Consider the following 20,985-nt stretch of genomic DNA (forward strand, 5'->3'; position numbering starts at 1 on the left):
GTTTTTGCCCCACAAGTGCTCAACTAGCGATTGAAAACGGACCGATACTTTATCTCTTAAAAGCGCATGAAAAATTCTGTCCCTTTTCCTACCGTCGACTTTACTGTTAATGTTCCTTGGTGCTGTCGCATAATCTGACGGGAGAGACTAAGTCCGATTCCTGAACCGGTTTTTTTGGTGGTGAAAAATGGAATGAAGATTTTTTCCATCGCTTCAGGATCGATTCCTGTACCGTTATCTTTAATGGAGATCACTGGCCTTGACTTTTCATTGACGTATGCTTTGATCTCTATCTTCTTTTCCTGTTGGTCCTCAAAAGACTGTATGGCATTTCGAATCAAGTTGATCAACACTTGCTCGATCATGTTTTTGTCTGCCGAAATGGTTAGATCTTCCGGGTAGACGGTGGTAATCAACTGGATTTCACGATCTGCCAAATCCCGTTTATGTAAAATGGTAAGTTCATCGAAAAGACATTGTACATCGATTTGAACCGGTCGGGGCTTGGGTATCGCTGTGAGACTCCGAAACTCCTTTACAAAATGGATAAGACCCTCGCTGCGTTTGCTGATGGTTTGGAGAGAAAGATGAATGTCGGCCATTTGATCCTTGGTCAACGGGTGGGCGGTGACATCGTTTACATGTGGTTTCAATTCCTCCTCGACAATTCCGGCCAGGGATGAAATGGGTGTAACAGAGTTCATGATTTCATGTGTCAAGACGCGCACAAGGTTTTGCCATGCTTCCATTTCTTTTTCTTCAAGCTCACTTTGGATATTCTGAAGTGAAATCAATTTTACATTTTCCCCCCGAAGGTTAAGCTCGATAGCATAGACCGAAAGTTGTACAAGCTCTTCACCGATCTTTAACCGAACCAACTCACGGCCGCCGGTTTTAAGCTTTATAAAAACCTGTACCAGGGTCTCACTTACTTCTTTAAGGTCACTGAGTTTGTCAGCACGATTTACCTTTAAAAGTTTGCGTGCTGCACTGTTAAAAATTTCAATATTCCCATCTTCTTTAAAAACCATCAGACCAATTCCGACATGCATTACAATATTTTTGAAGAAGAGAAATTCAGAGTCCTTTTCACGACGGGAATTCCGAAGCTTGAGCATTGCCTCGTTTAATTCCTGGTGGAGTCTTCTTACTGCGGGATCATCGCTTTCTGTCTTAAAGGAATAAGACAAATCATCAAACTGTATGGAGTCGAGGAAAGAGGCGATATTTTCATTGGATCGATCGAGATATTCAATCAGGAGTTTAACCTGATAGATGCTGATCCCTAAAAAAATCAGCGCATACACCCAGTCACCTTTTGAAAAGGTAAAAAAACCAAATAAAAAAATTGAAGCAGCCAGGAAAGCCACCCGTGGTACTACGGGAGATCGCCAATTAAAGTCCATACTTTTCCATTCTTCGGTAAAGCGAAGCACGGGTGAGACCTAATTCATCAGCAGCTTTCGAAATATTTCCGTTATGCATTTGCAGCGCTTTAGCAATTGCACTTCGTTCAACTTCATCGAGGTTCAGGGTATGGTTTACAGTCCCTGACGACACCGACCGGCTCAGTAAAAAGTCACTTTCCTGCAAGGTGTCCGAGTCCGTCATGATCACGGCACGCTCGATGGCATGTTGCAATTCACGAATGTTGCCTGGCCATGGATATCGTTTTAGTCTGTCCATTGCCTCGGGCGTAATTTGCTTTACGGATTTATGATATTTTTTTGCGTAATAACTCAGGTAGTGTTGCGCGAGCAAAGGGATATCTTCAATACGTTCGTACAAGGAGGGAACCTGAATCTCAACCGTGTTAATCCGGTATAGAAGGTCCTGCCGAAAGGTACCTTCCTGAACCATTTTATGCAGGGGCATATTGGTAGCACAGATCAACCGTATATCTACCGGCATGGATTGATTTGAGCCCACCCGCGTTACCTGCCGCGATTGCAACGCGCTAAGTAATTTTCCCTGCAAACTCAAACTTAAGTTGCCAATTTCGTCGAGGAAAAGTGTTCCCTTATTCGCCAATTCAAACCTTCCGGGCCGGTCTTCTCGCGCATCGGTGAATGCACCTTTTTTATGGCCAAATAATTCGCTTTCAAAAAGCGTTTCTGTGATGGCGCCCATGTCTACAGAGACAAAACTGTTATTTTTCCGCAAGGAGCGCTGATGAATGGCCCGCGCAATTAATTCTTTACCGGTTCCATTTTCCCCTAAGATCAAAACATTTGCGTCGGTCTTTGCCACCTTATCCGTGAGGGTAAAAACTTCCTGTATCGCCTGGCTTTTACCAATGATTTCTGCAAAAGGCTTGCTGATCTGTTCCTCAAGCATTTCTTTCGCCTTTTTCAGCTTGTCAACTTCGTTATAAGACTGCTTCAATTTGATTGCAGTAGCGATGGTGGCGATTAGTTTTTCATTTTGCCAGGGCTTCAGAATAAAATCCGTAGCACCTTGTTTCAAGGCCCGCACGGCCATCTCTACATCTCCAAACGCAGTGATCAGAATCACAACCGCTGTCGGATCATGCTTCATGATTTCGTCCAGCCAAAAGAAACCTTCTTTGCCACTGGTGATATCTTTGCTGAAATTCATATCCAACAGGATAACATCGTAAGTATCGTTGTTGAGAAGGAATGGAATTTTCTTTGGGTTTTTCTCAATGATTACATGATGGTTTTGTTTTTTGAGTAACATTTTCGCAGCGAGAAGGACATCTTCGTCATCATCGATCATTAGGATTTTACCGCCTTCAGGATTCACTTGTTTAGATTTAAGTTAGGGAATTCAACTAGGGAATTTTGTGCCAAGCGCTAAATCCGGCTTTAAAGCTTTGATTGGCTTATGCATCTGTTCAATGTGTTCTTTGTTGTACAAAGATGTTCAAAACTGAACAGTTTTATGGCTTGAATTCGAAAAAATCTACGGAGTTTGTTTGAATGAGGAAAAGTCGCTCATCGGTTAACAAGGCCATCGTAAATTCGCCGGGAAGTTTCATTGTTCGCTCCTCACCAGTAAACAGATTTAAAAAACGAAGCTGGCCATCCACGGGATAGTATAATTCCTCCCCGACAAAATTGAAATAGGAGAGGCGTTGAACGGCGATGCTCTTGATCACCTTTCCCATCCCATTAAATATATGGATACCCTTTTCGCGATCAAGGAAAAAAATGAAACCCTGGTACTCGCGAATGAAGATAATGTTTGAAAAATCAGGTGAGATGGTTTCGGGAAATTTAACATCAGTTTCAAGGATGGACTTCCGTGGATTATATTTTTTAATCGTTTGATCGGCCGCATCCAGAATCCAAAGGTTGTGATCACCCGATGAACATGCCAGCCAAGGGTCAATAATGAAAGCAGAATCTAGCAAAAAGGAATTGGTAGCTTCAAAGGAAGGATTCCAATATTCGAATTTCCTTGACGTTCTAAAGAAAGCAAACAAACGGCTACCGTCGCGTGGCTCAAATAAGGTTGGCACCGGTTCATTCTTATAAACCGATAGCAGCTTTCCGTTAACATCGAATTTTTGAATCTGACCTTTCTTGGTAATCAAATACAACTCTCCAACCCTGTCGACACTCGCAAATTCAATTTCGTCGCTGATATTTCGTGTCGTGATTTTCTTTTGCGCGACTACTGTATACGTCGAAAATAAAAAAACGAAAATGATTAGGTACCTCATTGAGTAAATGTTTTTAATACGACTTCCGTACCATCATATACGCCGTACGTATTAAAATGTACCCATTCGCCTAGGTTCACATACCGGCTGTTTTCGCCAATCTTAAGATCCAATGGCAAATGCCGGTGGCCAAAGATGTAAAAATCATAATGCTGTTCGCGCTCTACTTCATTGCAATAATTCCAAAGGAATTCGCCTTGCTCACCTTCGAATTTTTCTTCTCGTTTCAAATTGCTGATCCGGCTTTTTCTAGACCAATATGATGCAATGCCTATACCAAGATTGGGATGAATGCGCGCGAATAACCATTGGCAAATTTTGCTGTCGAAAAATTTCTTTAAAAACTTATAGGTGTGATCTCCCGGTCCTAAGCCATCACCATGACCGATCATCAGCGTCTGTTTACCTACCCGCAGCGTTTGCGGCTTTCTAAAAATCGGAATCCCTAACTCTGTTGGAAAATAGTCGAACATCCACATGTCATGATTGCCCGTAAACATTTTGATAGGAATTCCCGCATCCGACAATTCAGCCAACTTACCCTGAAGCCTGATAAATCCTTTGGGTATCGCGTGTTTGTATTCAAACCAGAAATCAAAAATATCGCCCAATAAATAAATGGTGTGCGCTTCATGTTTGATCGAATCCAGCCATTTCACAATACGTTTCTCACGATCAAGACTGGACTTATAATCCGGAACACCGAGGTGAAAATCCGAAGCAAAAAAAATCTTCTTCCCGTGAAGGTCTGGTATAGGTTCGATCATAAAAAAAAACTCAGGTGTTGTAAGCACCTGAGTTCAAAAGTAAGATTTATAACTAAATAATTAATTGCCAGATTCGGCCGGCTTTTCTCCCTCTAAGGTAGGGGTCGGATCGACGCCTGGCTGCTCATTTTCAAGTTGTTTCTTTTCATACTTACCAAGGCCATTGGTGAATTGCTGATAGGTCGTCAATTTTTCGAAAGGACGTTTGCCAATCAACCGTTCCAAATCTGCCTGGAATAAGATTTCTTTCTCAAGTAATTCTTTTGCAATCGTATCAAGGTGCTGGCGATGCTGTGTCAGCAAACTCTTTGTACGATGATAAGCATCGTCAATAATTTTCTTCACCTCTCTGTCAATGCGTTCGGCCATCGCTTCTGAATAAGGCTTTTGGAAAGAGTATTCAGATTGTTTAGAATCATAGAAAGATATATTTCCAATCTCTTTGTTCATACCATAAATGGTAACGATGCTGTATGCCATTTTGGTGATGCGCTCTAAGTCGCTTAGGGCACCAGTTGAAATTTTTCCGAAGACAAGTTCTTCAGCGGCACGGCCTCCAAAAGCCATACACATTTCATCAAGCATTTGCTCTGTCTGGTAAAGGAACTGTTCCCTCGGTAAATACTGGGCATATCCTAATGCAGCAACACCACGAGGTACGATACTCACTTTTACCAATGGATCAGCATGTTCCAGGAACCAACCTGCCACTGCGTGACCAGCTTCGTGAAAAGCAACGATCTTTTTTTCTTCCGGTAAGATGATCTTATTCTTCTTCTCAAGTCCTCCAATAACGCGGTCGATCGCGTCTTGAAAATCTTGCATGTCAACAGCTTTTTTATCCCGTCTTGCAGCGATAAGCGCTGCTTCGTTACAGACGTTAGCTATTTCAGCGCCGGCAAACCCTGGCGTTTGAGCTGAAAGTTTTTTGACATCTACGGTCGGGTCTAACTTAATGGGTTTCAGGTGAACTTTAAAAATTGCCTCCCGACCAACAATATCTGGTTTATCAATGCTTATCTGGCGGTCGAAACGACCTGGCCTTAATAAAGCAGAGTCAAGTACATCGGGCCTGTTTGTAGCAGCGAGGATGATAACACCGGAGTCTGTCGCGAATCCGTCCATTTCTACCAGCAGTGAGTTCAATGTGTTTTCTCGTTCATCATTGGCGCCGGGAACTTGCCCGCGACCACGTGAACGACCAATCGCATCAATTTCATCTATAAATACAATACAAGGGGCTTTTTCTTTGGCTTGTTTAAAAAGGTCGCGTACGCGCGCCGCGCCAACTCCCACGAACATTTCTACGAAATCCGATCCTGATAAGGAAAAGAAAGGTACCTCTGCTTCGCCAGCTACAGCCTTAGCTAATAAAGTTTTACCTGTTCCCGGAGGGCCCACTAAAAGCGCTCCCTTTGGAATTTTGCCACCAAGTTTGGTAAACTTCAATGGCGTCTTTAAAAAGTCTACAATTTCTTTTACTTCTTCTTTTGCTTCGTCAAGGCCAGCAACGTCAGCAAAAGTGATTTTGACCTTGCTCTCTGCATCAAAAAGGGCTGCCTTTGACTTTCCGATGTTGAATATCTGTCCGCCAGGACCTGCACCGCCTGTCATCCGGCGCATGAGCATCCAAAATCCAAACAGCAACAGAAAGAGGAAACCCCATTGAACAAAAACACTGAAGTAATCTTCACGATCCTCAGGTTTATACTCCGGCATTTTATCTGCAGGCAGCTTATCCCGAATGGTTCTGAACTCCTGATCAAAATTACCGACATCCACGACTTTCATGGAAAAATGGGGGCCTGAGGCGCTGCCACCCAACGGCCCTTCACTGATGTTCAGCTCTTGCTTATACTTAGCATTTTGAAGCGCTTCAGGTCTGAGCGTAATCTCAACGAATTTCCTGTTTTGAACCAGTACTACCTTCTTTACATCACCATTGTTAACCATTTGTTTGAAGGTGTCGTAATCCACGTCCTTCAGATTATTGGTGTTGCTAAAGTACATCACGCCTATAATGACGGCGACCGTTGCCAGAATAACCCAAATCTGATAGTTACCTCTGGGCGGTTTGGTAGGCAATAATGGTTTATTATTATCTTTTTTGTTGTCTGCCATTTCTATGTTCCAAATGATTTAAAATATCAAAAATAAATAACGCGGGGCTGTATTTTTAGTTTTTATCAGTATCAATTTCCGTAATATCGGCATCTCCCCACAGTCTTTCCAATGCATAATAGCTCCTTCGATCCTTTTTAAAGACATGCGCTACCACATTGATATAGTCGAGTAACATCCATTCTTTATTGTTCTTTCCTTCGGTATGCCAGGGATTTTCCTGAAACTTTTTATAAACCTCAGCATCTATGGAATCTGAAATAGCGTCTAATTGCTTGTCTGAGTTTCCTGAACAGATAACAAAGAAGTCAGCCACTGCATTCTTGATTTTTCTAAGATCCATTACTACAATGTCCGATGCTTTCTTCTCCTGCATGCCTTTTACGATGACATCACTGAGGGTTTCTGAATCTGCACCCTTCCTTTTTTTCGCCATTAATCTATCTTCGTTTTTTTTTAACCTACAAAACTAATCAAATTTACTTTGTATAAAATCCCTGCCAGTACCCTTTTCCTTGGTAAAAATCTGGTTTTTATGCCGGAATGTCATTCTACCAACACAAAGGCTCTGGAACTCTGCCAACAACCCAATACCCCGGAGGGTACCTTAGTGATCACAAATCAGCAAACTTCAGGAAGAGGTCAGCGGGGAAATACCTGGGAATCACGGCCCGGAATGAACTTAACATTCTCCGTAATATTAAAACCCGTTTTTCTTTTGGTGAAAGATCAGTTCTTATTAAACGTAATTACTTCGCTGGCCGTTCATGATTACTTATCCGAAACGTGCAAGGCTCCAATACACATTAAATGGCCTAACGATATTTTGGTAAATGAGTTCAAAATTTGTGGAATACTTATCGAAAATCAACTCATGGGCGACCGGTTTACCAATGTTGTCGTGGGGATTGGTTTTAATGTCAATCAACGTGAATTTTCTTGGGGGTCGGCAACTTCTTTAGCCTCGGTAACAAACAGGACTTATGATCTTCAGGAAGTGCTGGAAGGTTTGTTATCCAACCTCGAAGCGCGTTATGTTCAGCTTCGACAAGGTCATGCGCACATTTTAAAAGCTGACTATTTGAGGCATTTATATCGAATTAACGAGATACACACCTTTAGCGCCGATCACAATCAATTTGAAGGTAAAATTATTGGCGTGGATGAATACGGCAGGCTACGCATAAGCACTGCCGGACAAGAAAAAATCTTTGGGATTAAGGAGATTTCATTTGTGAATTAAAGCTGACTAACATTGCGGGATGAATCAAGATATATACACTTCCAGAAGCAGAATCATTATTACTTGTAGTAAACGTCTGTCGCCTTTTTTGGAACAAGAGGTGAAAGAACTAGGTTTTGAACTTGAAAGTGTTTTTGCCACGGGTGTCGAATTATTTGGAACGGTCAATGATTGCATCCGGCTGAACCTGAACCTGCGGTGTGCAAGCCAGGTACACTATTCTTTGTTGGAATTTCCTGCGAAAAACCCTGATGAGCTGTACCGGACATTATCCGATTACGCATGGGAAAATATTCTTGCGAAAGATGGCTATTTCTCCGTCACCTGCAATGTTGATCACCCGACGATCAATAATACCATGTTTCTAAACGTGAAGGTGAAAGATGCCATTGTTGACCGCATCCGTAACAAGACGTCACAACGGCCAAATTCCGGTTCGGATTTGAGCGGTGCGGTGGTATATCTGTTTTGGAAGGATGATAGGGCAGAGGTCTTCGTCGATACATCCGGGGAGACCTTATCAAAACATGGATACCGGAAAATTCCAGGCAAGGCTCCCATGTTGGAAGCGTTGGCTACCGGTACATTGTTAGCTACAAAATGGGATCGAAAGTCTCCTTTTGTAAATCCGATGTGCGGTTCGGGAACGCTTGCCATTGAAGCTGCCTTAATGGCAACGAATCGCAGACCTGGATTACTTCGCAATAATTATTCATACATGCATTTCTTAGGTTATGATGAATCCGTTCACAACATGGAACTGGCGCGATTGAAAGATCAAGTCAAGGAAGTTCCCGGTCTCGTTATTGTGGCTTCGGATAACCGCGAAGATGCAATTTCGATTTCGAAGGTGAATGCAGGTATCGCAGGGGTTGAACACCTTATTCGTTTTCAGGTTTGCGATTTTGAGCAAACTGAAATGCCCGACGAACCGGGGGTTATTTACTTCAACCCGGAATATGGAGAAAGAATGGGTGAGATTTCGGCACTCGAAACAACCTACGCCAGAGTGGGAGATTTTTTGAAAAAGAAATGCCAGGGCTACATGGGATATGTTTTCACCGCAAACTTGGAGCTCGCAAAGAAGATCGGATTAAAAGCCAGCAGGCGGGTTGAATTTTATACCGCCAAACTAGATTGCCGGTTGCTTGAATATGAAATGTATTCGGGAACACGCCGGGAGCCGAAATCAGAAAAGCAAAATCCTTGATTACATTTTCTAATGGTTTCGTCACTATCAACAGCCTCGAGTCATAGCGCGGCATCCCGGGGTAACGGATGGCATAGCCGTTAAATGCATCGCTGCCGTGCCTTCAGTTATCCGGTACGAAAAACTGCCCAAGCGCGCCGTTCATGGCATGCTGTCTCAAATCATTTGAGGATGTTGCTATAGATGATTTTTTATTCAGACGATCCCTCGATGGCCAATCTTTGTGCGAATCATCAACGCAAAAAGTAAAGAAGTGAGACAAGTCATAATTTGATTTTGCCAAGCGGAATCTGTTTCCTTAAATTAGTTGGCAACAAGGAATGAGTTTTTTTGGGGTATGGCGCTTACCCGATCCCAAACTGAAATTTGATAAAAACAATTTAATGAAAGTCATCACACCAGTACCCGACGTGCAGGTTTCCGACTACGTGGAGAGGATTTTGGTTATTGAAAATTTTAGCATTACAACTCCGTTTGTGCTCCCGCTCTTCGCCAACGGAACCCCCACGCTGTTATTCTTATCTACGAAGGCGACACTGAATAATAACGCTACCAACTATCTGACTTTATTTGGACAGACGGTATTTCCCGAGTCGTTACTAATCAACAACGATTTTACACTCATCGCTTATTTCCTTAAACCCTTTTCCCTGCACTCCTTGTTTGGAATTTCCGCTAAAGAAATCACTGATTATCCTATCGATTTAAATTTGCTCCATCCAGCAAAGGCGAACGAATTAAAGGAACAGTTGCTAAATGCAGCAGGCACGAAGGAAATGCTCGCGCTGCTGGATAACTATATCTTCAGCCTGATGTTAAGAGTGAAGTGCGAAACGCGATTACTGCAATTTGCTACGTCGCTCATTGTAAACAATCCTTCAAAGGATAGCCTGGTAAAAGCGCAAAATGAGTTGTGTGTTACGGAGCGAACGTTTCAGCGATTGTTCGAAAATAAAATCGGAATTTCGCCAAACCTTTATCGGCGCATCACGCAATTCAATTCGGCATTTCAGCAAATCAATACAAGGCGGTTCACAACATTATCGGACGTGGCATTCAAAAATGGCTATGCTGATCAAAGCCATTTCAACAGGGCCTTCAAAGAGTTTACAAATATCACTCCGAAAGAATACCTGAATTTCGGAACACCTGACTAGCCTATTAAATTGTCGGTTTCATTCTATCATCGCGATCGTGTCAGCCTTTGATTTGCAATAGATTTTAAACCGATAATATTATGACAAATCAGATTTATCCATGCCTGTGGTTTGATGGTCAAGCGCAAGCAGCAGCTAAGTTTTATTGCAGCATCTTTAAAAACTCGAAAATTACAGCCGACAATCAGATGGTGGTAACATTTGAACTGAACGGTAAAAAATTTATGGGATTAAATGGGGGACCTCACTTCAAATTTAACGAAGCCGTGTCCTTTGTAGTGGACTGCGACACGCAGGAAGAAATTGACAACTATTGGAGCAAGCTCACTGCAGATGGAGGCAGTGAAGGAACTTGCGGCTGGCTTAAGGATAAATTCGGGGTGTCGTGGCAAATCGTACCAACTGTATTGCCCAAACTCTTAAGCAATCCTGACAAGGCACAAAACGTGATGCAGGCGTATATGAAGATGAAAAAATTTGATATCAGGGAATTGGAAAATGCCTGATGTGGCAAATTCCAAAATAAAAGGTTCGACGATTCAGACCCCTTCGAACCTTTTATGTTTCGTTTGGCTATCTTGAGTGGTAAATTGTGACCATGCGCATCACCTTTATTGTTCTGTCTGCCACAGCAATGCTTTTTACCGCTTTTGTTATCAGTAACAAAGGGCGCGTCGGTCTCATAGATGCAAAAAAAATTGAAGTCCGGGGGATTTATGGAAGCCCCGAGCCTTTTTGGAAAAAAAACCTCCGACTTAACGAGCTTGGTGTAAACGCGATCTTTATGCATGATGCGTCTATTAATGAAAGTATCATGAAACGGGCGAGGGCGGAAGGTCTCAAAGTGTTTGCTGAGTTTGCAACCTTAAATGGAAAGCAATATGTGGTGGATCATCCGGAGGCGTGGGCTATCGATAAAAACGGAAACAAAGTCGAAGCCGCCACCTGGTTTATGGGTGTTTGTCCGACGGAGCCTGGATTTAAAAAGCACAGAAGGGATCAGCTGAAAACGCTCTTAAGAAAATATGATCTCGATGGCGTGTGGATGGACTACCTGCATTGGCACGCACAGTTTGAAGATCCCGAGCCTATTCTGCCTGAGACTTGTTTTTGCTCTCATTGCATTAACGATTTTCAATCGACGACACAGATCAAAGTACCGGATGGAAGCACCCGGGAAAAAGCGGCGTGGATACTCAATAATCATGAGAACAAGTGGCGAGATTGGCGATGTTCGGTAATTGCAGGATGGGTGCGTGATTTCAAAAAGATAGTGAATGAAGAGCGGCCCGGGGCACTGTTGGGGGTTTACCATTGCCCTTGGGATGATGATGAATTCAATGGAGCACGACGTAAAAACCTGGGACTCGATTACGATTCATTGAAAGCAATTGTCGATGTGTTTTCTCCTATGGTGTATCATGGACGAATGAGGAGAAGTCCTGAGTGGGTGAAAAAAAATATAGAATGGTTTAGTAACAGGCTGAAGATTAAGGAAGGCACGTTCCCAAAAGTGTGGCCTATCGTTCAGTCATATAATGATCCTGAAATTATCGCTGCAGCTGAATTTGAAAAAGTGTTACGATATGGGGCCAGTGCCCAGGCAACCGGTGTGATGATGTTCACCAGTAACTCCGTTGCAGAAGACGATCAAAAGATTGAGACGATGAAGCGGGTTTACACCGGATGGATGAAAGCAAAATAGAATTTACGCATGGTAGGAAATCATTCTTTATAGGCTCAACACATGCATTATCGTGTAAGGCGCATTTCAGTCAGTATCTTTTTGAACCCGACTTTTTCGTATGCTTTGATAGCAGGAAGATTATCACTGTAAACTTGCAGCCTGATCTCTTTGAGTCCTTTTTTATCCGACCACTCAACCAGTTTATCTATAACAAGTTTATTAATGCCTTTTCCGCGGTACGCAGGATCGACGAACATAAATCCGAGAAAAGCATAGTGTGCAAATGTATTGTAGGGATTACCTTCTTTTATAATCGCACTGCCTCCTCCAATAACTTTACCATTGATTTCCGCTACGACCACCTCCGCGTCAGGGTCTTGTATACGCGAGGCCAAATCATAATAGTGGAATTTTTCTGACACCAATGTTTCATCAAATGGTCTTTCCGCAAAAATAATCCCTTGTTCAAAGTCCAGTAGCGTTGAAAGATCTTTCATCGTCGCGCTTCGAATCTGAATGTCGTTTATCATACAGCGTTAAAAATAAATGACACCAAGATATCAATAAGATTTTATTCGATGTGGTAACGTAAATATTTTGTATTGCTCACGGCTACACGGCTGTTATTAATTCGTATCTTTCCTACTGCTCTCTGCAAGCATTTTTACAGATCTTCCTTCCCTGCAAATTTTATGGTCCACTGTACAATGAATGTATCATGAATGTAGGATCACTGTACGATAGATGAATCTAAGGTGAAGCTTACGGCCAGCTAAGCCTTAGGTTGTTAAAGACGACCGGTAACGGTTAACATGTCTATATCCTTGAAAATTGCGAGCAGCAAAAAACTGAATCCGTCGAAGTTTACCAGTCTTCGCATTTGCGCTCGGGAGGTATTCCAATAATCCAATCAATAGTATGGTAGCTTTTCTTGATTGTTTAATTAATTTCGAACCTTTTAAATCGAAAAGCATTTGTTTTAGTAAAGCATAGAATTAATCGATTACCATGACGACAGCACAACTTGAAATACCCAAACGCCCGGCTCGTAAATTCGTAGGAGAAGATTTTAAAGTAGCTTCCTGGGAAGGCCTGAAGCCTTTTTTTGATAACCTGTTGGATCGGAAAATTGAATCCGTTTCAGATTTGAAGAAATGGTTTCACGATCGGAGTGAACTCGAATCCGTCATCGGTGAGGACTTGGCATGGCGTTATATTAATATGACCTGTTACACGGAAAACGAATCCTACAGAAATAGCTATCAGGATTTTATCGAAAATATTCAACCCCAGATTGCTCCTGTTTCCGACAAACTGAATAAGAAGGCAGCCGCCTCATCGTTTTTAAACGAGCTGGCGAACGTTGAAGGATACAATTTGATGATTCGAAACCTTAAAAAGGATATCGAAATTTTCCGCGAAGAAAATGTTCCTTTATTTACGCAGATCAGTACGGAAGCCCAGAAGTATCAACAAATTTCTGGTGCAATGACAGTGGAGGTAAATGGTAAAGAGTTGACGCTACAACAAGCCTCCGTGTTTTTGATGTCGACCGATCGTAAGCTTCGTGAGGATGTCTATCACAAAGTAACAAAACGCAGGTTGCAGGATCATGAAACACTGGACAAGCTTTTTTCTGGGTTGGTTGACCTGCGTCATCGTGTTTCCGTAAATGCAGGATTTAAAAATTTCCGTGACTACATGTTCAAGTCGTTGGGAAGGTTTGATTATACCCCTCAGGATTGCTTTAATTTCCATGAAGCAATTCAACATGAAGTGGTACCTATTCTTGATGTGTTTTCAAAAGAAAGAAAAAAAACGCTTAAGGTCGATTCGCTTAGACCTTGGGATAAGGCTGTTGATCCTGAAGGCAGAGAAGCACTCAAACCTTTTACCAATGGAAAGGAGTTAACAGAAAAAACGATCGAAGTATTTAGAAAGCTGGATCCGTTCCTGGGGCAATGTCTCGCTATCATGAAAGAAATGGGTCACTTGGATTTAGAGTCCAGAAAAGGAAAAGCACCGGGTGGTTACAATTATCCGTTGTCAGAGATTGGTGTACCCTTTATTTTTATGAACGCCACTTCAACGCTTAGGGATATGGTTACCATCATGCATGAAGGTGGTCATGCGATTCATAATTTTTTAACGCGCGACCTCGAACTGAACGATTTTAAATCAACACCTTCCGAAGTTGCTGAGCTGGCATCCATGTCGATGGAATTGATTTCCATGGATCATTGGGATGTTTTCTTTACCGATGAAGCTGAGTTAAAACGTGCAAAGCGTGAGCACCTGGAAGATCTGATTGAAACGCTGCCATGGGTTGCTACCATTGATCGTTATCAGCATTGGTTGTATGAGAATCCAACGCATTCGCTGGAGCAACGCAAAGAAAACTGGAATAGAATCTTTGATCAATTTGCAGATACGATCACCGATTGGTCGGGCTTGCAGGAAGCCAAAGATTATCTATGGCAGAAGCAACTGCATTTATACGAAGTTCCCTTTTATTATATCGAATATGGAATGGCGCAGCTCGGTGCTATTGCCGTGTGGAGAAATTTCAGACAAGATCCTGCAAAAGGTCTTCAAGGTTATCAGAATGCATTGAAGCTCGGCTATATGAAAACTATTCCTGAAATCTACAAAGCCGCAAATATTAAATTTGATTTCAGCAGGGGATACATTAAGGAACTGATGGATTTTGTGAGAAAGGAACTTGACAAGATATAAAAGGCTTCCTTAAGCGGTAATTTGGAGAATACAGGTGAAACTGTGTCTGGGAGGGTAGTCGTAATTACTAACTTAAATTTTCGGAATGATAATTTGCAACAAGTGGAATTTTTATCCGCGGCATTTGTCGAGCAATGCACTAAGTTGATGTGCTTCATCTTCGCTTAAGGAAAGGACGCCATCAATTTCGCTTTGATGTTTTTCAAGTAAGCTTAACAATTGAAGTCCTGTGTCCGTGATATTCACGTCGGTAGCGCGTTTATCATTAGGACAAGTTTTCTTTGAAATCAGGTCTTTTGCTACAAGCCTATCCAGTAACCGCGATACATCTGAATTTTTATCCAGCATTCGTGACTTGATTTCAGTTGCCGAAATACTTTTCGGATGTTGACCCTTCAAAATACGAAGGATATTAAACTGTTGCGCAGTTATCTTATGAGGCTTGAAAAAATCTTGCTGTTTACCCTGCAACCAGCTGGCTGTATACAAAAGATTGATCAGCGCCTTTTGATGGCCACTGTGAAATTTTTGCTGTTTTATTTCTTCTTCGATTTTCATGTCTTGAATGTTGAAGTGTTGATGTTCGAAGTGTTGGAGTTCTTTTCTGGAACTAATCCGTCCGCTTGAGCTTTCCACTTTCAACTACATAAAGTAAAAACCCCGGATGGTGCTCCGGGGTTTTTACATTTAAGCTTTTTTATCCAATTCAACTTTTACGACCAGTTCAACTTCATCGCTCACTACCATTTCACCTGTAGGCACCTTGTTGGCCCAGGTCAAACCATAGTCCTGGCGATTAATTTTACCAGTTAATTTAAATCCAGCCTTTGTACCCCGTGGATGGTTTATGGTTCCACCATAAGTCACATCGAACTCCACTTTCTTGGTAACACCGTGCATGGTGAAATCTCCTTTAAGTTTGTACTTGCCGCCGTCTTTTACAAGGGTTCCCTTAAACTTGGTTTCAGGATATTTTTCTGCCTCAAAAAAATCTGGAGATTTTAAATGTGTATCCCTTCTTTCATTATCCGTATCGATTGAAGCAGTTTTTGCCGTGAATTCAACTTCAGCTCCGTTGAAATCCTCTGACTTGGAAACTATTGTTCCCTCGAAGTCATTGAATTTTCCTTCCACTTCCGATACGGCCATGTGTGTTACGTTAAACCCCACTTTGCTGTGGGCTTTGTCAACCGTCCAGGTGGTTTGTGCGAATGCCGCGCCCGAAAAAAGCAATAGGCCTAATAATGCGTTAATTTTTTTCATTTGTTGTGTTGATTAATTTATGAATGGTTATGCCAATTTAACACCAGATTCAATTTGTTTGTTTAAACATATAAATTAAATTTGTTAACCTCCTGATAACCAAGCGAAAAAATTTTGACAGGTTTACTGTTAAGGACAGCCTAGGGATATTGGGCGAACTGAAAGCAAAATGGTGGTAGCTTTTTCTTCTTCTTTGGTGCGACCTACTTTTTTTCAGATCGTTTTATAGCAAGTCCAGAGAGAGAGCATCAAACGTAATCTTGCCGTGAAGCTCAAATTTGATTCGTAGTTTCGGGGATTTACTTTTTACCTTTTACTCATTCCTGAGTTTGTCCACATTTTATAAACGCCCTAGTTTATTTTTGTCTAGGGCTTGTATATTCACGTAATGTTCTTATTTTTAAAGCACGAAAGGTCAACTTTTGCGGGCCGACCTTTCGTGATTGGATTAGCAAAATCAGGCGTCATCCTAGTGACCGTCCCTTCCTTTTGCTGTCTAAAATTATGCTAAATTAATTTGAAAACCAAAGAATTGACTCATTATGGACGAATTGAAACTCATTTTACCAAAAGGTCAGCGTAGTGAACTAATGGATTTCTATTTGAATAAGCAGCGTGATTTAGAAATAAAATTGCGGGAGGTTAAGGGGATAATCGCTCAGCTACAGGAGGCTGTAGTTACCCCTGCCGACAATCAACTAAGCATCACGCACAGCACAAAGGTTAGTAATCCTGTCTATAGGGAAAATTGGTCGTGGTCTCAAAAAATTAAATACGTAATTGAAGATGCGGGCAGATGTCTTACAACAAGACAAATTATAGATCGATTAAGAAATTTTGAGCCGTTAATAGGAAATCCAATCAACAGTGTGAGCGGAACAATATCTGGTAAAATTTCAAATAGCATTATGTTTAATCGATACCATGATTTAGACAGCTCTGAGTTTTTTATTGGGCTTGAAGAATGGTTTACGGTAGACGGAAACGTTAAGGAAAAATACCTTGGGGTGGCATAAAAAATAAAAACCCCAAAATCGTGGCGCGATTAGGGGGTTTTAAATGGAGCACTGAAAGTCCAGTAACAGATTCAGACAAACTTTAAACCTTCGACAGTCATGAGAATTGTTAGAACAGTTCGAGTTACCGTTCGTCGCGTCGTAACGGTTAAACCGATACGGGTGACAGTAAGACGGATCAATTAACTCCATGAAGTCCCTACTCGGTAGGGGCTTCTTTTTGCAAAGTTAAGTCCTTGCGCTTGCGAGTAAGGCCAAACAGGGGTGGTCACATCATTATAGTGGCAGCCCCTTTTGCATTTCAAATATACAATAAAATAAAAAAATAATTATATATACCATTTGGGACATATGGTATATCCCTACCGACACCTTCACAACTTCAAATAAAATTCCCGGGTCAATTTTACATATTCATCAGACCATTCATCGCCCTTTTTATATAGTAGTATTTCGCCCTCCTCGACTGGTAGATCTTTTCTCGAAAACTCCAACAACCAGCGCTCCGCCGGCTTTCCAGCCCGCGTTTTAAAACTAAACTGACGGGTGCAAACCAGGTTTGATTTTTCAGCTAGCGCCTTGAATTGCAGGCCTTCCGTGAAAGGTAACACAACATTGAACCTTCCATTTTCCTTCAAGAGCCTTAGGACGGCCGTAATCAATTCATCATACGACAGTGTGATGGTATGCCTGGCTTTATACCGTTTTTCATCTGGTGGGCTTTGGCTATTGTTAAAATACGGGGGATTACTAACAACCAAATCGTATTTGTGGTCGGGATGGAACTTTTGAATGGCCGTGTGATAAAGATGGATCTTCGAAGACCACGGCGACTTTTTGAAGTTTTCGTCCGCTTGCAAAACATCTGTTTCCTCGATTTCAACGGCATGGATTACGGCAGCTGGGTTGGACCGCTGTGCCAGCATAAGCGCAATCGTACCATTACCCGTCCCGATATCGAGAATGGATTTGGCCTCATGGATTTTCACCCAGGCTCCCAGCAATACGGCATCGGTTCCTACCTTCATAGTACTCCGGGCATGCGAAACACTGAATTTTTTAAAATGAAAAAGTTCCTTACTTCTCACGCCAATTGGAAGTTAAAAGTTAAAAGTTAATAGATTGCGCTTGTTAACAAGTAATTAATAATTTTTTTCAAATGGTTCAAAAAATCCGTTGGGGCATTCTAGGTTGTGGGAATATAGCCAATAAGTTTGCCGCCGATCTAAAATGGGTAGACGATGCCGAACTTGTAGCTGTTGCTTCGCGAAGCCAGCAAAAAGCCATGGACCTTGCAACCAAATATGGTGTTCGACACGCTTTCGATTCCTATGAGGCTCTGGTTACTTGCCCTGATGTTGATGTTGTATACGTAGCAACGCCCCATGGCCTTCACCATGAGCATGTCTTGCTCTGTGTAAATCATAAGAAGGCAGTATTGTGCGAAAAGGCATTTGCGTTGAATGCGCACCTGGCGAAAGAAATGATTCAGGCGGCAAAAAAGAATCAAGTTTTCATCATGGAGGCTTTCTGGACGAAGTTTCTTCCGCAGTATCAAAAAATCGTCTCCCTCATTCGTAGTGGAGAAATCGGTGATGTTAAAATGATTCAGGCGGATTTTGGTTTTAAGGCAGTAGCGCCTTTAAACAAAAGGTTATACGAACCGGCGCTAGGTGGCGGAGCCTTGCTCGACATAGGAATCTATCCGGTCTTTTTAGCGATTTCCTTGCTAGGCAAACCTTCAGAGATTGTTGCAAGCATGAAACCTTTTCCTTCAGGTGTTGATCAGCAAATTGCAATTATTTTGAAATTTGAATCAGGCGTGTTAGCAAACCTGAGCGCTACCTTTGAAGCGGTAACGCCTGTAGAGGCAACCATCGCTGGTACAGAAGGATACATCCGGATGACCAACCGGTTTCACAATGCCGTCGGCAATGTCGCATTAATAAAAAACGCAGAGCACATCGACATCGGTGCCATACATCGCGAAGTAGGATATGGTTATCAATTTGAAGCACGGCATGTCGGTGAATGTTTACGCAAAGATTTACTTGAAAGTCCTATCATGAGCCATGCCGATACAATGTTGCTGATGGAAACACTAGATAGCATTCGTGTTGCCTGTGGTATTCGATATCCCGTCGACGAGATGAAATAAATTTGTAATTTTCGGCCTTGATATAAAACTATGCAACCAGTATTATCCTTAAAGGGCGAGAAGTCTGAAGTGTTTGCTTCTGTTGAAAAGTACTTGACGGACAACGACTTTAAAATTGCAGCCAAAGATTTTAATCGCCCGTGGGGTGGATTTTTCGTTCTCGACGAATCGCAAGCTCAAAAATTCGGTCAGCTTTATTTTCCAAATGTAGAATTGTCTACACTGAAAATCAGTGGAAAACTCAGTCCCAAAATATTAATAGTACAACCCAATACACGTCTTTCCTGGCAATACCATTTTCGCCGGGCGGAGATCTGGAAATTGGTGGCGGGTACCGCTGGTGTGGTTACAAGTGACACGGATGAAGAAGGACCGCGGCGTAAGTTAGAAGTAGGGGAGATCATAAGATTGAAACAAGGACAGCGGCATCGACTTGTAGGTTTAGATGGATGGGGTATGATCGCCGAAATCTGGCAACATACCGATGCGACCACACCTTCTGATGAAGACGATATCGTACGCGTTCAGGACGATTTCGGAAGATAACAATTCAATTGGGCAAAGCCGCTATAATTCCTCTCGCGAGCTTGCTAAAATCAAATCCGTGATGTGAAACCCCTAGCCTGACAATGACCAATTGTTTGGAAGGAATAATCATTACTGTTTGTTCCTCAAACCCATCGGCCCAATAGGCATCGGTGGGTAAGTCAGGAAACTTTCGCACCGGAGTGTTAGCACGATCACCTGCGTTAAGCCACCAGTGCGCTCCATATTGTCCTATTTCAGCACCTGGAGCAGGTGTCACGGAATATTTTACCCAGCCCTCAGGTAATATCCTTTCTCCATTCCATACACCGTCATTTAGAAATAGTAAACCAAACCGCGCCCAGTCTCTTGCTGTCGCAAAGCTGTAGGATGAAGCGACAAAAGATCCCGAAGCATCAGGTTCCATGATGGCATGGTTCATTCCGATCTTGTAAAAAAGTTTTTGATAAGGAAACTGGTAGTAGGCACTATCACCAACGGTCTGCCTGATGATTTTTGAAAGGATGTTGGTAGTGCCGCTGGAGTATTGAAAATGTGTACCAGGTTCATGTTTAAGTTTCTTCGATAATGCATAGCCACCTTTGTCATCGCTTTTGATAAACATTTGATGAAAATCGGCAGTGGGAGAAAAATAAGATTCAGACCATGCCAGTCCGCTGCTTGCCTGAAGTAAATGACTCAAGGTGATTTTACTCCGATTATCATCTTTCCATTCTGATACCGGTGCGGGTTGTTGAATATCAAGCTTTCCTTCTTGTACCAAAATCCCAAGCAACGCATTGGTTATGCTTTTTGTCATGGACCATCCCATGAGTCGTGAGTTTTCGTCAAATCCCTTAGCGTAACGTTCTCCTATGATGCTGTTGTTATAAACCACGACAACGGCATGTGTGTTGAGCGGACGTTCGGGATCCGTCTCGAAAAATGCTTCATCAATGGCCGCGCGAACCATGTCGTTATTTATCTCCGGGAGGATTGAGTCCGTTGTTACATTTCCAGCAGGCCAAGCGATCGAATCCTGGTTTGTTGGCACAGTCCCGGCAATCACGATTTGCTGAGCCCTGACATCTTCTTCGCTTCGCTGTGCGAGTAACGTACATCCCAATCCTTTTCGAAAAATCGCTTTGCTGGTCTTCCAGAAAACGGTGGCAGTTACAGTGGAGTCTTCATGTACCAGAATAGTGGAACTTGATAATCCGGGAAAAACCTGAAGTTCTTTATCTCTCACACTTTGTGGATCACGTCCTGTAACAAAGACGCATGAACACATCGTCTTCGCAGCCATGCCTGCCATAACAGGTGGAAATGTAATCAGTATGTATGCGAAAGCTGCGAGGATGAAACCGAGTAAAGTGAGCAGGAATATTTTAAAGAATCGTTTCATGAGGTAAGA

Annotated in this window: 20 protein-coding genes; 9 read left to right on the top strand and 11 right to left on the bottom strand. The window is 42.3% G+C overall.

Features of this window, described 5'->3' with window-relative positions:
- Positions 1-56: 56 nt before the first annotated feature.
- From P2W71_RS09830 to rsfS, 6 genes are all read right to left on the bottom strand, one after another.
- Entirely contained in the window at positions 57-1,406 is a 1,350-nt protein-coding gene (locus P2W71_RS09830) for an ATP-binding protein (protein ID WP_276370279.1), read from the bottom strand.
- Entirely contained in the window at positions 1,396-2,739 is a 1,344-nt protein-coding gene (locus P2W71_RS09835) for a sigma-54 dependent transcriptional regulator (protein WP_276371726.1), read from the bottom strand. Before P2W71_RS09835 ends, P2W71_RS09830 begins: the two co-directional genes overlap by 11 nt.
- 163 nt (positions 2,740-2,902) lie before the next feature.
- Positions 2,903-3,688, bottom strand: a complete 786-nt coding sequence (locus P2W71_RS09840) for a hypothetical protein (protein WP_276370282.1) — start codon at positions 3,686-3,688, stop codon at positions 2,903-2,905.
- The gene (locus P2W71_RS09845) at positions 3,685-4,455 is read right to left on the bottom strand and encodes a UDP-2,3-diacylglucosamine diphosphatase (protein WP_276370284.1); all 771 of its coding nucleotides are present in this window, start codon (positions 4,453-4,455) and stop codon (positions 3,685-3,687) included. The genes P2W71_RS09840 and P2W71_RS09845 overlap by 4 nt, the downstream gene beginning before the upstream one ends.
- Positions 4,456-4,515: 60 nt before the next feature.
- On the bottom strand, positions 4,516-6,576 hold the full coding sequence (ftsH, locus tag P2W71_RS09850; RefSeq protein WP_276370287.1) for an ATP-dependent zinc metalloprotease FtsH: 2,061 nt from the start codon (positions 6,574-6,576) through the stop codon (positions 4,516-4,518).
- Positions 6,577-6,631: 55 nt separating this feature from the next.
- On the bottom strand, positions 6,632-7,012 hold the full coding sequence (gene rsfS, locus P2W71_RS09855) for a ribosome silencing factor (RefSeq protein WP_276370289.1): 381 nt from the start codon (positions 7,010-7,012) through the stop codon (positions 6,632-6,634).
- Between the two features lie 99 nt (positions 7,013-7,111).
- On the opposite strand from rsfS, the gene P2W71_RS09860 reads away from it, so the two are divergent.
- From P2W71_RS09860 to P2W71_RS09880, 5 genes are all read left to right on the top strand, one after another.
- Entirely contained in the window at positions 7,112-7,819 is a 708-nt protein-coding gene (locus P2W71_RS09860) for a biotin--[acetyl-CoA-carboxylase] ligase (protein ID WP_276370292.1), read from the top strand.
- 19 nt (positions 7,820-7,838) lie between these two features.
- On the top strand, positions 7,839-9,029 hold the full coding sequence (locus P2W71_RS09865; protein ID WP_276370296.1) for a class I SAM-dependent RNA methyltransferase: 1,191 nt from the start codon (positions 7,839-7,841) through the stop codon (positions 9,027-9,029).
- Between the two features lie 383 nt (positions 9,030-9,412).
- Positions 9,413-10,186, top strand: a complete 774-nt coding sequence (locus P2W71_RS09870) for a helix-turn-helix domain-containing protein (protein WP_276370298.1) — start codon at positions 9,413-9,415, stop codon at positions 10,184-10,186.
- A gap of 80 nt (positions 10,187-10,266) precedes the next feature.
- Positions 10,267-10,692, top strand: coding sequence for a VOC family protein (locus P2W71_RS09875; protein ID WP_276370300.1), 426 nt, complete (start codon positions 10,267-10,269; stop codon positions 10,690-10,692).
- A 92-nt stretch (positions 10,693-10,784) separates the two neighbouring features.
- A complete protein-coding gene (locus tag P2W71_RS09880; RefSeq protein ID WP_276370302.1) occupies positions 10,785-11,891 on the top strand; it encodes a hypothetical protein in 1,107 nt (368 codons plus the stop codon).
- A 47-nt stretch (positions 11,892-11,938) separates the two neighbouring features.
- Here the strand turns inward: P2W71_RS09880 and P2W71_RS09885 are convergent, their stop codons facing one another.
- Positions 11,939-12,403, bottom strand: coding sequence for a GNAT family N-acetyltransferase (locus tag P2W71_RS09885; protein WP_276370305.1), 465 nt, complete (start codon positions 12,401-12,403; stop codon positions 11,939-11,941).
- Between the two features lie 478 nt (positions 12,404-12,881).
- On the opposite strand from P2W71_RS09885, the gene P2W71_RS09890 reads away from it, so the two are divergent.
- Positions 12,882-14,609: a M3 family oligoendopeptidase gene (locus tag P2W71_RS09890; RefSeq protein ID WP_276370307.1), complete on the top strand. Its 1,728-nt coding sequence runs from the start codon at positions 12,882-12,884 to the stop codon at positions 14,607-14,609.
- 111 nt (positions 14,610-14,720) lie between these two features.
- On the opposite strand, the gene P2W71_RS09895 is transcribed toward P2W71_RS09890, so the two are convergent.
- Both P2W71_RS09895 and P2W71_RS09900 read right to left on the bottom strand, forming a co-directional pair.
- On the bottom strand, positions 14,721-15,167 hold the full coding sequence (locus P2W71_RS09895) for a MarR family transcriptional regulator (RefSeq protein WP_276370310.1): 447 nt from the start codon (positions 15,165-15,167) through the stop codon (positions 14,721-14,723).
- Between the two features lie 129 nt (positions 15,168-15,296).
- On the bottom strand, positions 15,297-15,872 hold the full coding sequence (locus P2W71_RS09900; protein ID WP_276370313.1) for a YceI family protein: 576 nt from the start codon (positions 15,870-15,872) through the stop codon (positions 15,297-15,299).
- Between the two features lie 542 nt (positions 15,873-16,414).
- Between P2W71_RS09900 and P2W71_RS09905 the strand changes: the two genes are divergently transcribed.
- Entirely contained in the window at positions 16,415-16,888 is a 474-nt protein-coding gene (locus P2W71_RS09905) for a hypothetical protein (protein WP_276370315.1), read from the top strand.
- Between the two features lie 374 nt (positions 16,889-17,262).
- On the opposite strand, the gene P2W71_RS09910 is transcribed toward P2W71_RS09905, so the two are convergent.
- Positions 17,263-17,976, bottom strand: coding sequence for a methyltransferase (locus tag P2W71_RS09910; RefSeq protein WP_276370318.1), 714 nt, complete (start codon positions 17,974-17,976; stop codon positions 17,263-17,265).
- 71 nt (positions 17,977-18,047) lie between these two features.
- Between P2W71_RS09910 and P2W71_RS09915 the strand changes: the two genes are divergently transcribed.
- Together P2W71_RS09915 and P2W71_RS09920 are read left to right on the top strand one after the other, a co-directional pair.
- Positions 18,048-19,046: a Gfo/Idh/MocA family oxidoreductase gene (locus P2W71_RS09915; RefSeq protein ID WP_276370321.1), complete on the top strand. Its 999-nt coding sequence runs from the start codon at positions 18,048-18,050 to the stop codon at positions 19,044-19,046.
- 30 nt (positions 19,047-19,076) lie between these two features.
- Positions 19,077-19,592: a phosphoheptose isomerase gene (locus P2W71_RS09920; protein WP_276370324.1), complete on the top strand. Its 516-nt coding sequence runs from the start codon at positions 19,077-19,079 to the stop codon at positions 19,590-19,592.
- A 4-nt stretch (positions 19,593-19,596) separates the two neighbouring features.
- Here P2W71_RS09920 and P2W71_RS09925 read toward each other — a convergent pair whose 3' ends face one another.
- A complete protein-coding gene (locus P2W71_RS09925; protein WP_276370327.1) occupies positions 19,597-20,976 on the bottom strand; it encodes a serine hydrolase in 1,380 nt (459 codons plus the stop codon).
- Positions 20,977-20,985 lie beyond the last annotated feature (9 nt).

It is taken from the genome of Chryseolinea sp. H1M3-3 (assembly GCF_029360725.1).
Taxonomy (GTDB): domain Bacteria; phylum Bacteroidota; class Bacteroidia; order Cytophagales; family Cyclobacteriaceae; genus Chryseolinea.